Source organism: Burkholderia ubonensis (assembly GCF_902833085.1).
GTDB classification, from domain to species: Bacteria; Pseudomonadota; Gammaproteobacteria; order Burkholderiales; family Burkholderiaceae; genus Burkholderia; species Burkholderia ubonensis.
The window spans coordinates 428,059-441,220 of the sequence record NZ_CADFEB010000001.1; the positions used below are offsets into that span (position 1 = coordinate 428,059).

Annotated in this window: 10 protein-coding genes; 6 read left to right on the top strand and 4 right to left on the bottom strand. The window is 70.8% G+C overall.

Features of this window, described 5'->3' with window-relative positions; all coding sequences use genetic code 11:
* The first annotated feature begins 224 nt into the window (after positions 1 to 224).
* The 4 genes from HWX31_RS01835 (at position 225) to HWX31_RS01850 (ending at position 5,282) form a co-directional block, all read left to right on the top strand.
* Positions 225 to 1,937, top strand: a complete 1,713-nt coding sequence (locus tag HWX31_RS01835) for a GMC family oxidoreductase (RefSeq protein ID WP_174965723.1) — start codon at positions 225 to 227, stop codon at positions 1,935 to 1,937.
* Positions 1,924 to 4,374 (top strand): alpha/beta hydrolase fold domain-containing protein, encoded by a 2,451-nt coding sequence (locus tag HWX31_RS01840; RefSeq protein WP_174965722.1) that lies wholly within the window; start codon positions 1,924 to 1,926, stop codon positions 4,372 to 4,374. The genes HWX31_RS01835 and HWX31_RS01840 overlap by 14 nt, the downstream gene beginning before the upstream one ends.
* Positions 4,375 to 4,623: 249 nt before the next feature.
* Positions 4,624 to 4,956 carry a type II toxin-antitoxin system RelE/ParE family toxin gene (locus tag HWX31_RS01845; RefSeq protein ID WP_174965721.1) on the top strand — a complete coding sequence of 111 codons (333 nt, stop codon included), beginning with the start codon at positions 4,624 to 4,626 and terminating at the stop codon, positions 4,954 to 4,956.
* Positions 4,953 to 5,282: an addiction module antidote protein gene (locus tag HWX31_RS01850; protein ID WP_010097403.1), complete on the top strand. Its 330-nt coding sequence runs from the start codon at positions 4,953 to 4,955 to the stop codon at positions 5,280 to 5,282. Before HWX31_RS01845 ends, HWX31_RS01850 begins: the two co-directional genes overlap by 4 nt.
* A gap of 15 nt (positions 5,283 to 5,297) precedes the next feature.
* On the opposite strand, the gene HWX31_RS01855 is transcribed toward HWX31_RS01850, so the two are convergent.
* Positions 5,298 to 7,313: an LssY C-terminal domain-containing protein gene (locus HWX31_RS01855; protein ID WP_175933864.1), complete on the bottom strand. Its 2,016-nt coding sequence runs from the start codon at positions 7,311 to 7,313 to the stop codon at positions 5,298 to 5,300.
* Positions 7,314 to 7,424: 111 nt separating this feature from the next.
* Positions 7,425 to 7,877 carry a hypothetical protein gene (locus tag HWX31_RS01860; RefSeq protein ID WP_174963612.1) on the bottom strand — a complete coding sequence of 151 codons (453 nt, stop codon included), beginning with the start codon at positions 7,875 to 7,877 and terminating at the stop codon, positions 7,425 to 7,427.
* Between the two features lie 323 nt (positions 7,878 to 8,200).
* Here HWX31_RS01860 and HWX31_RS01865 point away from each other — a divergent pair, with 323 nt between their 5' ends.
* The gene (locus HWX31_RS01865) at positions 8,201 to 8,848 is read left to right on the top strand and encodes a response regulator (protein ID WP_174963614.1); all 648 of its coding nucleotides are present in this window, start codon (positions 8,201 to 8,203) and stop codon (positions 8,846 to 8,848) included.
* A gap of 98 nt (positions 8,849 to 8,946) precedes the next feature.
* Positions 8,947 to 10,668 (top strand): sensor histidine kinase, encoded by a 1,722-nt coding sequence (locus tag HWX31_RS01870; protein ID WP_244143646.1) that lies wholly within the window; start codon positions 8,947 to 8,949, stop codon positions 10,666 to 10,668.
* Positions 10,669 to 10,760: 92 nt separating this feature from the next.
* Here HWX31_RS01870 and HWX31_RS01875 read toward each other — a convergent pair whose 3' ends face one another.
* Both HWX31_RS01875 and HWX31_RS01880 read right to left on the bottom strand, forming a co-directional pair.
* Positions 10,761 to 12,071, bottom strand: coding sequence for an MFS transporter (locus tag HWX31_RS01875; protein WP_174963616.1), 1,311 nt, complete (start codon positions 12,069 to 12,071; stop codon positions 10,761 to 10,763).
* A gap of 41 nt (positions 12,072 to 12,112) precedes the next feature.
* On the bottom strand, positions 12,113 to 13,129 hold the full coding sequence (locus HWX31_RS01880; protein ID WP_174963618.1) for an ABC transporter substrate-binding protein: 1,017 nt from the start codon (positions 13,127 to 13,129) through the stop codon (positions 12,113 to 12,115).
* Positions 13,130 to 13,162 lie beyond the last annotated feature (33 nt).

The window sequence follows — 13,162 nt, forward strand, 5'->3', positions numbered from 1 at the left end:
ACCCTCGAAGCGCCGATTTGGCCCAAATACTAAAACAATTGTCCCGTCGCAGCATTGGTGTTTTCCCACGCGGCACGCACCATCGGCGTCATCCAGTCGTCATCCGAACGACTTCATCGATAGCCAGGAGGAGACACCATGCACCCGATCCCGCCGACCGATTGCGCCGCATGCAGCGCGCCGGCGCACGCCGCCTGACCCGCCGATCTTCCGGAGACGAATTCATGACCCAGGTATTCGACTACATCGTCGTCGGCGGCGGTTCGGGCGGCTGCGTCGTCGCGGGGCGCCTGACCGAGAACCCGGACGTCACCGTCTGCGTGCTCGAGGCCGGCAACCGCGGCGACGGCACGCTCGTCAACGTGCCGACCGGCGCCGTCGCGATGATGCCGACCCGCATCAACAACTGGGCGTTCGAGACCGTGCCGCAGCCGGGGCTCGGCGGACGCCGCGGCTACCAGCCGCGCGGCAAGGCGCTCGGCGGCTCGTCCGCGATCAACGCGATGGTCTACATCCGCGGCCACCGCAGCGACTACGACCATTGGGCCGCGCTCGGCAACGCAGGCTGGAGCTACGACGACGTGCTGCCGTACTTTCGGCTCAGCGAGCACAACGAACGCTTCGACGATGCGTGGCACGGCCGCGACGGCCCGCTGTGGGTCAGCGACCTGCGCACCGGCAACCCGTTTCACGCGCGCTACCTGGAAGCGGCCCGCCAGGCCGGCCTGCCGCTGACCGACGATTTCAACGGCGCGCAGCAGGAAGGCATCGGCCTCTACCAGGTCACGCAGAAGCACGGCGAACGCTGGAGCGCGGCGCGCGCGTACCTGCTGCCGCACGTCGGCCGCCGCGACAACCTTGCGGTTCAGACGCACGCGCAGGTGCTGCGCATCCTGTTCGACGGCACGCGCGCGGTCGGCGTCGAAGTGCGGCAGCACGGCGCGGTCCGCACGCTGCGCGCGCGGCGCGAAGTCGTGCTGGCCGCGGGTGCGTTCCAGACACCGCAGCTGCTGATGCTGTCCGGCGTCGGCCCGACGGCTGAACTCGAACGTTTCGGCATCCGTACGCTCGTCGACTTGGCCGGCGTCGGCCGCAACCTGCAGGACCATCCCGATTTCATCTTCGGCTACCGCACGCGCAGCGTCGACACGTTGGGCGTGTCGGCGCGCGGCGGCCTGCGCATGCTGCGCGAGCTGCTGCGCTTCCGCCGCGAGCGGCGCGGGATGCTGACGTCGAATTTCGCGGAAGGCGGCGGCTTCCTGAAGACGCGCGCCGGGCTCGACGCGCCGGACATCCAGCTGCATTTCGTCGTCGCGCTGGTCGACGACCATGCGCGGCGCCTGCATGCCGGCCACGGGCTGTCGTGCCACGTGTGCCTGCTGCGGCCGCGCAGCCGCGGCTCGGTCACGCTGCAAAGCGCCGATCCGCTCGCCGCGCCGCGCATCGATCCGGCGTTCTTCGACGATCCGCGCGACCTCGACGACATGGTCGCGGGCTTCAAGCTGACGCGCCGGCTGATGCAGGCGCCCGCGCTCGCGGGCTGGATCACGCACGACATGTTCACCGCGAACGTGACGACCGACGACGCGATCCGCGACGTGCTGCGGCAGCGCACGGACACCGTGTACCACCCGGTCGGCACGTGCCGGATGGGGCGCGACGCGCTCGCGGTCGTCGATCCGCAGCTGCGCGTGCGCGGGCTGCAGGGCCTGCGGATCGTCGATGCGTCGGTGATGCCGACGCTGATCGGCGGCAACACCAACGCGCCGACGATCATGCTCGCCGAGAAGGCGGTCGACCTGATGCGCGGAGTCAGCCGCGTGCAGGGGCGGCCGCATGCCGACGCAGAGACCGTCGCCGAACCCGCCCCTCACCCCGGCGCGGTTCACGCGCCGCCCTCCGCCCAACCGAAGGAGACCCGCGATGCGATCGCCTGATTTCGCCGCCCTCGACGACACCGCCCCGCCGCTCGCCGCCATCGTCATCGGCGCGGGCTTCGCCGGCATCGGCATGGCGATCGCGCTGCAGCGCGCCGGCGTGCACGACTTCGTGATCCTCGAACGCGCACACGACGTCGGCGGCGTCTGGCGCGACAACAGTTATCCGGGCGCCGCGTGCGACGTGCCCTCGCATCTGTACTCGTTCTCGTTCGAGCCGAATCCCGGCTGGTCGCGCACGTTCGCCCGCCAACCGGAAATCCACGCGTACCTGCAGCACTGCGCACGCAAGTACGGCCTCGCGCGGCACCTGCGCTTCGGCGCGGAAGTCGCGCACGCACGCTACGACGAGCCGCACGCGCTGTGGCGCGTCACGCTGACGGACGGCACGACGCTGAGCGCCGCGCTGCTCGTCAGCGGCACCGGGCAGTTGAGCCGCCCGGCGCTGCCGAACCTGCCCGGCATGGAAACCTTCCGCGGCCGCGCGTTCCATTCCGCGCACTGGGACCACGGCTATCCGCTCGCCGGCAAGCGCGTCGCGGTGGTCGGCACGGGCGCGTCGGCGATCCAGTTCGTGCCGGCGATCGCCGATGCCGTGAAGACGCTGACGGTGTTCCAGCGCTCGCCCGCGTACCTGATCCCACGCCCGGATCGCGCCTACCGGCCGTGGGAGCAGGCGCTGTTCCGGCGGCTGCCGTGGGCGATGAAGCTGCATCGCGCGGCGATCTACGTCCGCTACGAATCGCGCGCGCTCGCGTTCACGCGCTTCAACGGGCTGATGAAGTTCGCGGTCGGCCGGCCGTTCCTCAAGATGCTTGCGCGGCAGGTGCCGGACGCGGCGCTGCGCGAGCAGCTCACGCCCGACTACCCGATCGGCTGCAAGCGGCTGCTGCTGTCGAACGACTATCTGGCCGCGATGAGCAGGCACAACGTCGAACTCGTCACGCAACGCATCCGCCGCGTGACCGCGCACGGCATCGAGACCGCCGACGGCACGCATCACCCGGTCGACGCGATCGTCTACGGCACCGGCTTCGCGGCGACCGAATTCCTGTCGCCGATGCGCATCACCGGCCGCGGCGGGCTCGACCTGAACGACGCGTGGCGGCACGGTGCGCAGGCGTATCTCGGGATGACCGTGCCGGGCTTTCCGAATTTCTTCATGCTGTACGGGCCGAATACCAATCTCGGCCACAACTCGATCGTCTACATGCTCGAGAGCCAGATCGCGCACGTGATGCGCTGCGTGCGCGCGATGCGGCGCGCGGGCGCGACCGCGATCGACGTCGACGCGCGCCGCTACCGGCGCTACAACGTGCACGTCCAGCAGCGCCTCGCGGGCTCGGTGTGGAGCGGCTGCAAGAGCTGGTATGTCGACGCGTCCGGCCACAACAGCACCAACTGGCCCGGCTTCACGCTGTCGTACCGCTGGCTCGCGCGCTACTCCGGGCTCGCCGCGTATCGCTTCTCGAGCGCGCTGCCCGGTGCGGCCGGACGCGCGGGCGGCATCGCCGTCGCCGCGCCGAACGGCGCGCTGGAGGCGCTGAATGCCGGCTTCCTGCGCGGCTTCCTGCGGGTCGCCTTCCGCTCGCTGATCGGGCCGCCGTTCGGCGTCGGCGTCCAGCGGCGCGTCGTCGGGCTGCTGTCGCCGCTGATGCCGGGAAGCGGCGGCGTGATCCGCTATCGCGCTTCGGCGGGCGGCGTGCCGGCCGAAGTGATCGCGCCGAAGCGCGGCGACGCCGGCGGCGCGATCCTGTATCTGCACGGCGGCGCCTTCTGCCTCGGCGGGCCCGGCACGCATCGCGGCGTGACGACGCGGCTCGCCGACGAAGCGGGGATGGCGGTATGGACGCCCGACTACCGGCTCGCGCCCGAGCACCCCAGCCCCGCCGCGCTCGACGATGCGCTGGCCGCGTATGCGGCGTTGCGCACGCAGGGCTACGCGCCGGCGCGCATCGTCGTCGCCGGCGATTCGGCGGGCGGCGCGCTCGCGCTGGCGCTCGCGATCGCGTTGCGCGACCGGGGCGAGCCCGCGCCGGCCGCGCTGCTGCTGATCTCGCCGGTCACCGACGCGTCGCTCGGCGGCGACACGCTGGCGACGCGGCGCGGCGACGATCCGATGATCCGGCGCGGCTGGCTCGAACAGGGGCTGCGCTGGTATCACGGCGCCGGCGCGGCCGCGACGCGCGGCCCGCTCGACGTCGACCTGCGCGGCCTGCCGCCGATGCTGATCCAGGCCGGCGACCAGGAAGTGCTGCTGTCCGATGCGCAGCGGCTCGCCGCGCATGCGCTCGCATGCGGCGTGCCGTGCCGTCTCGAAGTGCACGCGGCGCGCTGGCACGTGTTCCACCTGCAGTCGTTCTACCTGCGCTCGGCGCGCGATGCGCTGCGCACGCTCGCGGGATTCGCGCGGGAAAGGGTGATCGCGTTGCCGTGACGAAAACCTGGCCGCGTTGCCCGTTCGGCCAATAGCGGCCGTCCGTGCCGGATGAAAGAATCGATCTCGTCCGGGTAGCGGGTGTCATCGATTGGTTCATCGCTTGAGACGCCGAATGAAAGGCGCTGCATGCCCTCGGGCTGCAGCGCTTTTTTCGTTGCGGCTCGCGATGCGCCCTCCGCCATTCCGCCCGGCAAGCCGCGAAATCCGCTCCGCTTTCAATTTTCTTTTTGTAGTTTATAAGTTACAATGCCACCTGTCGTCGAACTCCTTCGCTATCGATGCGATGACGGCCACGAGCCGTTTACCGAATGGCTGCTTGCCGTGCGCGACATGGCCGCCCAGGCGCGGATTCGCGTTCGCCTGCGTCAGGTCCAGATGGGCAACTTCGGCGATTGCAGGCCGGTCGGCGAAGGCGTGATCGAACTGCGCGTCCATGTCGGCGCCGGATACCGCGTGTATTGCGGCCGGCACGGCGACACGCTGGTGCTGCTGCTGAGCGGCGGCGACAAGGACAGCCAGACTGCCGACATCCGCTACGCGAAGGCACTCTGGCAGGAATGGAAACGGAGGCAATCATGAGCAAACTCAAAGGCGCGGTGCCGCACCACGACGCGGAACTCGCCGAACTGCGCGCGGACCGCGAACTCGCCGTCGAATACCTGAAGGCGGCCATGGCATCGCTCGACGATCCCGACAACCGCGCAGGCGGCCTGCTCGCACTGCGCACCGTCGCCGAAGCCTATGGCGGCCTCGGCGCCGTCGCGGCGCAGGCCGGCATCAGCCGGGAAGCGCTCTATCGCGCGCTGTCGCCCAACGGCAACCCGACGCTGAAAACCCTGATCGCCGTGCTCAAGACGGTCGGCCTGCGCCTTTCCGTCGAACCGGAACAGCACGCGCGCACGTAAGCGACACGCACACGCTCACGGCATCACCATCCACACCAGCAGCACATCCGCGGGCGCCGAGCTTGCACCGGCCGGCGGATGCACGATCTTCGCGTCGACCGCGAGCGCCTGCGCGATGTCCGCGGCGCCGTTGATCGTCGCGCTGCTCACGATCGTCATCAGCCCGACCGGATGATGCAGCGTCTCGCGATACAGCGCGCCATACCACAGCGTCCGCGTGCCCTGCGCATCCTGCAGCACGTACGGATAGCGCCACAGCCGCAGCACGAGCCGGCGGTTCGGCTGTCCGGGCTCGACGCGCACGAACACCCGCCGCGTATCCACGCCCTGCGAATAGCGCGGCAGCACCGGCAGCCCGTCGGCCGGCGTCTGCGGCAGCAGCCAGCGCAGCGCGGTCTGCCCGGACCACGGCGTCGCGCGCTGCCAGCCGGCCTGCGCGAGATGCCGGTCGAGCGTGTCGGACGTCGCGCACCACTGCAGCGGCAAAAATTCCTCGCGATCGCCGCTGATTTCGGTGCGCCGCGCCGGCACGGACTGCCAGCCGCCGTCCATCCACTGGTCGACCGTCATCGCGACCACCCCGGCATGCACGCGCTGGTCCCGGTCGGCCCGCCACGCCGCCGGAACCGTCCACACGCCGGCCGTCGCGAGCACCACGACGACGGCGACGAGCGCCCCCTTCGGCTGGACCTCGTCGCGCACGTGCCCGAACGCATAAACGCCCGCGAGCAACGCGAACCACGCGAGCCCGAGGCTCCAGCCGCCGAGCAGCCCGGACAGCCACGCGTTGCCGAGATACAGCCGCGCGAAGCCGCCGAGCACGATCCACAGGATGATCGCCGTCGCAACGCCGTTGCGCCACAGCACCGCGCGCCCGCGCGTCAGCACCCAGCCCATGCAGCCGGTCGTGAGGATCGCGAACGCCGCGTCGGCGTCCGGCAGCGGCACGTGCGCGCCGCCGGGCGCGAAGGTCGCGGGCGTGCCGCCGTCCGGCGCGACGCCGAACGGCGGCACGAGCACGACCGCGACGCCGACCGCCGCGATCCACCACGCGGCCGTCAGCCAGCAGCGGTGGATCATCAGCCAGACCAGGAACGCCGCCGCGACGATCAGGCCGACGTCGCGGCCGTTCAGCACCGTGACCGCGCGCATCGCCGCGTCGACGGGCGGCGTGCGCAGGTTCTGCAGGAACGCGTACAGCGCGGTGTCGGCGCGCATCAGCGGATCGTTCGCGACGACGTCCTGCACGACGCCGGCGAACAGCCAGACGCTGCCGACGAACAGGAGCGCCAGCAGCGGGATCGCGCCCGGCAGCCGGCGCACGCGCGCGACCAGCCTGCTCAGCCGCACGGCGGCGCCCGGCCAGCGATGCGCGCACGCGTGCACCGCGGCGGCCGCCGCGCGGCGCAACAGCGGCACGCCGCGCCGCAGCGCGACCCGCACGCCGAACCACACGGCCGCGACCAGCGCGGCGACGACCAGCAGGATCGCGGCGACCCGCGCGCTGACCGCCTCGGCCAGCGCGGCCGACGCGCCGAACGCGATGCCCGGCGCGATATGCACCGGCGCCCATACGAGCGCCGACGCGACGTTCGTCGGATAGAACGACCGGCGCGGCAGGGACGCGCAGCCGACCACGACCGGCACGACCGCGCGCACCGGCGCGAGAAAGCGCGCGAGCGCGATGCTTTTCATGCCATGGCGCAGCACGAACTGCTCGCCGCGTTCGTATGACGCCGCGCGCCCGATGCGCGCCCACCAGTTCCGGACCTCGCTGCGGTAGCGCCGGCCGAGCTCGTAGCTGACCCCGTCGCCGACGACCGCGCCCACGACCGCGACGCCGATCGTGATCCAGCCGTCGAGCGCGCCCGCGCCGATCAGCGTGCCCGCCGCGAACATCACCGCGCCGGCCGGCACCACCGTGCCGATCAGCGCGATCGCTTCGGCGCACGCGGCCGCGAACACGATGACGAGCACGAGCGCCGGATGCGCGCCGACGGCGCCGAGCCATGCATGGATCGTTTCGCTCATCGCCTGTCCTGTCGGGGGGCGACCCCGCCGCGCACGCGCCGGCGACGCCGGGCGTCCGCCGCCGTCGCGGCTGTCATGAGGGTGTGCACGCCGTCGCGCCGTGCCCGTGCGTCAGCCGATCTCGTGCCGCCGCGCATCCGCCTCGAGCGGCGCGGCGTCGTAGCCGACCGTCGCGATCTCGCGCAGATAGCGCGCGAGAAACGCGCCGATCGACCCGGCGGCTTCGTACTGGTGCACATGGCGGAATTCATGGGTAAGGAGCCGGCGCGTGTCGTGCCCCTGCAGCACGAACACCGCGTGGCCGAGCGTCAGGCCGATCGTGCCCGGCGACAGCAGCCCGGCTTCACGTGCGAGCTCGGCGAGCGCCGGCTCGTCGGGAAACGGCAGCTGCGCGACGCTGACGACGCGAATCCGCTCCGGCTGCGCGACGCCGACCGAGCGCGCATCGGCGGCGAGCGCCGGCGTCAGCGGCTCGCCCTGCGCGAGCCCGCGGGCCGCCTGCGCTTCCGCCCACGCGACGGCGGCGGGCAGCGCGCCCGGCAGGATGGCGGCAAGATCGATCATCGACGACTCTCCTCGGAAGATGGGGGCGGCATCAGATTCAGTGTAGTCCCGAACCGATACGGGCCGTGCCGCCCGGTGCCGTCTCGGCATTTAATCAGATGAATAGGCCGCCGCCGCGCCGATTATTGAGTCCTGGTACCGATTCCGTCTGTTGCGTCGCAGAAAATGACTTCGACGTGTACCGTTTTCCGGTCAGGCGGAATATATTGATCAGAACAACGGCCGGTGCGCGGGCGTCGCGCGCCCCGGCCGTCACGCAATGCCGTCCGCACGACACCGCGCCCTCGCGCGCCGAAGCGTCATCCCGCCAAGAGGACCGCTCCATGATCAAGGTGATACTGGCCGACGACCACGCAGTCATGCGAGACGGGCTGCGTCACATACTCGAGACCGCCGGCGGTTTCGAAATCATCGGCGAAGCCTGCGACGGCTCGACCACGCTCGAGCTGGCCGAGCGCGGCGCGGCCGACGTGCTGCTGCTCGACCTGTCGATGCCCGCGCCGACCGGCATCGAGCTACTCAAGCTGATCAAGACCCACGCGCCGACGCTGCGCACGCTCGTACTCACGATGCACACGGAGGAGCAGTACGCGGCGCGCGCGTTCAAGGCCGGCGCGACCGGCTACCTGACGAAGGACAGCGCAACCGCCGAGCTGGTCGCGGCGGTCGGCAAGGTGGCGTCGGGCGGCGTCTACGTGAGCCGGTCGGCGGCGGAAAGTCTTGCCCGGACCCTGCACGCACCGGCCGAGACGCCGCCGCACGAACGGCTGTCGGCGCGCGAATTCGACGTGATGCGCCGCATCGTCGCCGGACAGACCGTCACGCAGATCGCGAGCGCGCTCGGCCTCAGCGCGAAGACGGTCAGCACTTACAAGATGCGCATTCTCGAGAAAATGGACCTGCCGCACGACGCGGCGCTGATCCGCTATGCGGTGCGCCACGGCCTCGGCATCGACCTGGACGACGCATGACGCACGCCGTGACGCCCAAGCCCGGCTCCCAGCGGCCGGACGCCTCCCCCGCCCCGACGGACGCCGCGACGCGCGACGCCGATACGGACACGTCGCACATGTTCATGTCGTCGCTGCGGCCGGAGCGGCGCGAGCGCCAGCTCGCGCTCGCGACCGTGATCGTATCGGCGGCGATCTTCGTCGCGCTGGCGCCGTTCGCGAAGATGCCGCTCGCGCAGGAGTGGGGCTTCATCCCCGTCTACCAGACGGCGATCCTCGTCAACGACATGGTGACGGCCGGCCTGCTGCTCGGCCAATACGCGATCCTGCGCGAGCGGGCGCTGCTGGCGCTCGCGGCCGGCTACCTGTTCACGGGCTTCATGGCCGGCGTGCACATGCTGACCTTCCCGGGCCTGTTCGCGCCGACCGGCCTGCTGCACGCGGGCGAACAGACGACCGCGTGGCTGTACATGTTCTGGCACGGCGGCTTCCCGCTCGTGGTCGCGTGCTACGCGCTGCTGCGCGACGCCCCGCGCACGCCGCCGAAGCCGCTCCGTCACGCGGCGATCCCGATCGCCGGCTGCATCGTCGCGACTGCGCTCGCGACCGGCGCGGTCGCGCTGTTCACGACCGCGGGGCACGACTACCTGCCGCGCGTCATGCGCGGCAACCGGATGATCGAGCCGCTGCTGAGCCCGGTCGTGGTCGTCTGGGCGCTGAACCTGATCGCGCTCGCGTTGATGTGGCGGCGCCGGCGCCGCCATTCGGTACTCGATCTGTGGGTGTTGATCGTCACGGTCGCGTGGCTGTTCGATATCGCCATGTCGGCCATGCTGAATCACGGGCGCTTCGATCTCGGCTTCTACGCGGGGCGCATATACGGGCTGGTCGCATCGAGCCTCGTGCTGTTCGCGCTGCTGTTCGAGAACGGCCGGCTGCATGCGCGCACGGCGCGCGCGCTCGCCGGCGAACGGTACGAGCATCAGCTCGTGCTGCAGAAGACCGCGGAGCTGAACGACGCGAACGAACGCCTCGAGCAGCGCGTCGCCGCGCGCACCGCGCAGCTGAGCGCGTCGAACCGCGACTTGCGGCGCGAGGTCGAGGAGCGCGTGCGCGCGGAGCGGGCCTTGCAGGCGTCGCGCGAGGAGCTGCGGGAAATCTCGGCGATCAGCGCGAGCGCGCGCGAAGCGGAGCAGCGCCGCATCGCGCGCGAGCTGCACGACGAACTCGCGCAGACGCTCGCGACGCTGAAGAACGACCTCGAATGGCTGATCGACCACGTGCCGCAGGACGACGCGCAGCTCGCGCGCAAGATCGCGGCGATGCACGGGCTCGCGCGCGGTGCGGTGGCCGCGACACGGCGCATCGCGTCGGATCTCCGGCCGCTGATGCTCGACGATCTCGGCTTCGCCGCGGCGATGCAATGGCTCGTGCAGAACTTCCGCCAGCGTCACGGCATCGGCTGCACGCTGTCCGTCGACCCGCCCGAGCAGAACCTCGCGGAACCGTATGCGACGGCCGTGTTCCGCATCGCGCAGGAAGCGCTGGCGAACGTCGCGCGCCATGCGGCCGCATCGCAGGTCGACGTGACGCTCGCGTGCGGCGACGACGGCATCGCGCTGACGATCCGCGACGACGGCGCCGGCTTCGATCCCGGCGATCCGCGCAAGCCTACTTCGTTCGGGCTCGTCGGGTTGCGCGAGCGCGCGTACCTGGTCGGCGGAACGCTGCGGATCGATACCGCGCGCGGCAAGGGCACGACCATCGACGTCCATATTCCGTTGCAGTCCGCGCACGCGATGTTCGTGGCCGGAGAACATCACACGGGGCACACGGATTAGCGGAAGCGGAGGGCCGTCGCGTGAGCGGGTCAGTGGTAGTCGTCTTCCCGTTGATGCCGGACCGCCAGACCCGACGCTCCACCGTCACACGCTCACGCCCGCGCCGCGACCATCCCCCGCTCCGAGCGCGTCCACGCGACGAGCGCGCCGGCGCCGAGCAACGCGAGACACACGATCGGCACGATCATCGGCCCGAACGCGGTGCCGGTGACCTTGCCGGCGAACGGCATCAGGTTCTGGCTGAAGAAGCCGCCGAGGTTGCCGATCGAATTGATCGCCGCGACGCTCGCCGCCGCGCGCGCGCCGGTGAAGTAGCGCGGCGGCATCGACCAGAAGCACGGATACAGCAGCGGGATGCACGCGCCGCCGAGCACGAGCGCGACGAAGCGCAGCGGCGTCGACGGCAGCACGAGGCTCAGCAGGAAGCCGAGCGCGCCGAGCGCCGCGACGATCGCGATCGTGCGCAGGATGCTCTTCGCGCGGCGCAGCTTCGCGGGCAGCCAGAGCAGCAGCAGCACCGCGAGCGCCCACGGCAGCATGCTCAGGAAACCGTTCATGCCGCTCGACACGCCGAACGACTTCACGAGCGTCGGCAGCCAGTACGTGACGCCGTACAGCGACGTCGACATCAGCATGTAGGTTGCCGCGAACAGCATCACGCGCGGATCGAGCAGCGCCTTCCACGGCTGCGCGTGCTCGGCCTGCGCGGGCTTCTCGCGTTCGAGCGCGGCGGCGACGACCTGCTTCTCGCGCTCGTCGAGGAAGCGCGCGTCGCGATACGACGCGGGCAGCACGCGGAACACGACGATCGCGACCGCCACCGCCGGGATGCCCGTCGCGACGAACACCCACTGCCAGCCCGCGAGCCCCCACACGCCGTTCAGGCTCAGCAGCCAGCCGCCGACCAGCGAGCCGAGCATGTTCGCGAGCGCGCTGCCGAGCGTGAAGATGCCGAGCACCTTCGCGCGATAGCTCTGCGGAAACCACAGCGTCAGGTAGTAGATGACGCCCGGATAGAAGCCCGCCTCGGCGATGCCGAGCGCGAAGCGCAGCCCGCAGAACACCGGCATCGACGTCGTGAAGCCCATCGCCACCGTGATCAGCCCCCACGTCAGCATGATGCGCGCGAGCCACACCCGCGCGCCGTAGCGATGCAGCGCGAGCGTGCTCGGCACCTCGAACAGCAGGTAGCCGATGAAGAACAGCGACGACGCGAGACCGAACGCGGCCTCCGTCATCCCGAGGCTGTGCACCATCTGCAGTTTCGCGAAGCCGACGTTCTGCCGGTCGATGAACGCGATCAGGAACATCACGACGAGGATGGGCAGCAGGCGCCGCGCCGTCTTCGACATGACGTGCCGTTCTTCGGCGGACGCGGGGTCCAGGGTTTCGGTGGCGTTCACTGCTTGCTCCTTCGTGGTGTCGGTTGTATGTGGGGTTGCGCCTACGACGGCCGGAAGCCGTCGAGCATCGGCACGAACATCTCCTGCCACGTGCGCGGCTTCGCCTTGATCGTGCCGGCCATGTAGAGAAAATCGACGTAGTCCATCAACTGGTTCGGCCGCACCGAGAAGCGCGTCTCGGGCGCGGCGAGCATCTGCATCACGTCGTCGTGCGACACGCCGACGCCCGACGCCGACGCGTAGATCGCCGCCGCCGCGCGCGGGTCCTGCGCGATCAGCCGGTTCGCGTCGTCGAGCGCGCCGAGGAACGCGGCGGCGAGCGCGGGCTCCGCGTCGACGAGCCGCTTCGGCGCGAACACGACGTCGAGCGTCAGCGGGCCGAGCACGTCGATCGAGCCGACGACGCGATGGATGCCCGGCTGCCGGAGTTCGAGCGTCGAGAACGGCGGCGACGTGAAGTGCGCGGTGACGCCGCTCTCGTGCCGGATCAGCGCCTGCATCGCCTGCGGATGCGGGAGATTCACGGTGATCGAATCGAGCTGCGCGAAATGCGTCCGGCCCAGCAGCTTGCCCGCCACCATCTGCAGCACGACCGCCGACAGCGACGTGCGGATGCCCGGCACCGCGATCCGGTCGGACGGCGTGAAGTCGCGCAGCGACGCGAGCCCGGGCCGGTTCACGTTCAGCGACAGCGACGTCGTCGACAGCCCGCTGATGCCGATCACCTCGACGTTCGGAATCCCGCGCGCCCGCGCCCACAGCTCGATGAAGCCCGGCGCGCCGGCGCCCGCGAAGTCGAGCGTGCCGGCCATCATCGCGTCGTTGACCGAGTTGCCGCCGTCGAGCAGCACCCAGTCGACGCCGACGTCGCGCACGCCGTGCTTCGCCGCATGCCGCTCGAACAGCCGCTGCCGCTCCATCACGAGCAGCGGCAGGTACAGCACGCCGTAGCCTTTCGAGATCCGTACCGTGCGCGGCTTCGGCAGCACGAGCGACGGCGCGAGCGCCGCGCCGAGCCCGGCGGCGACGATCGCGCGGCGGCGCGGCGACGGCGTCATGCGCGCGCTCCCGCTTCGCTGGTTGTCTGCTGC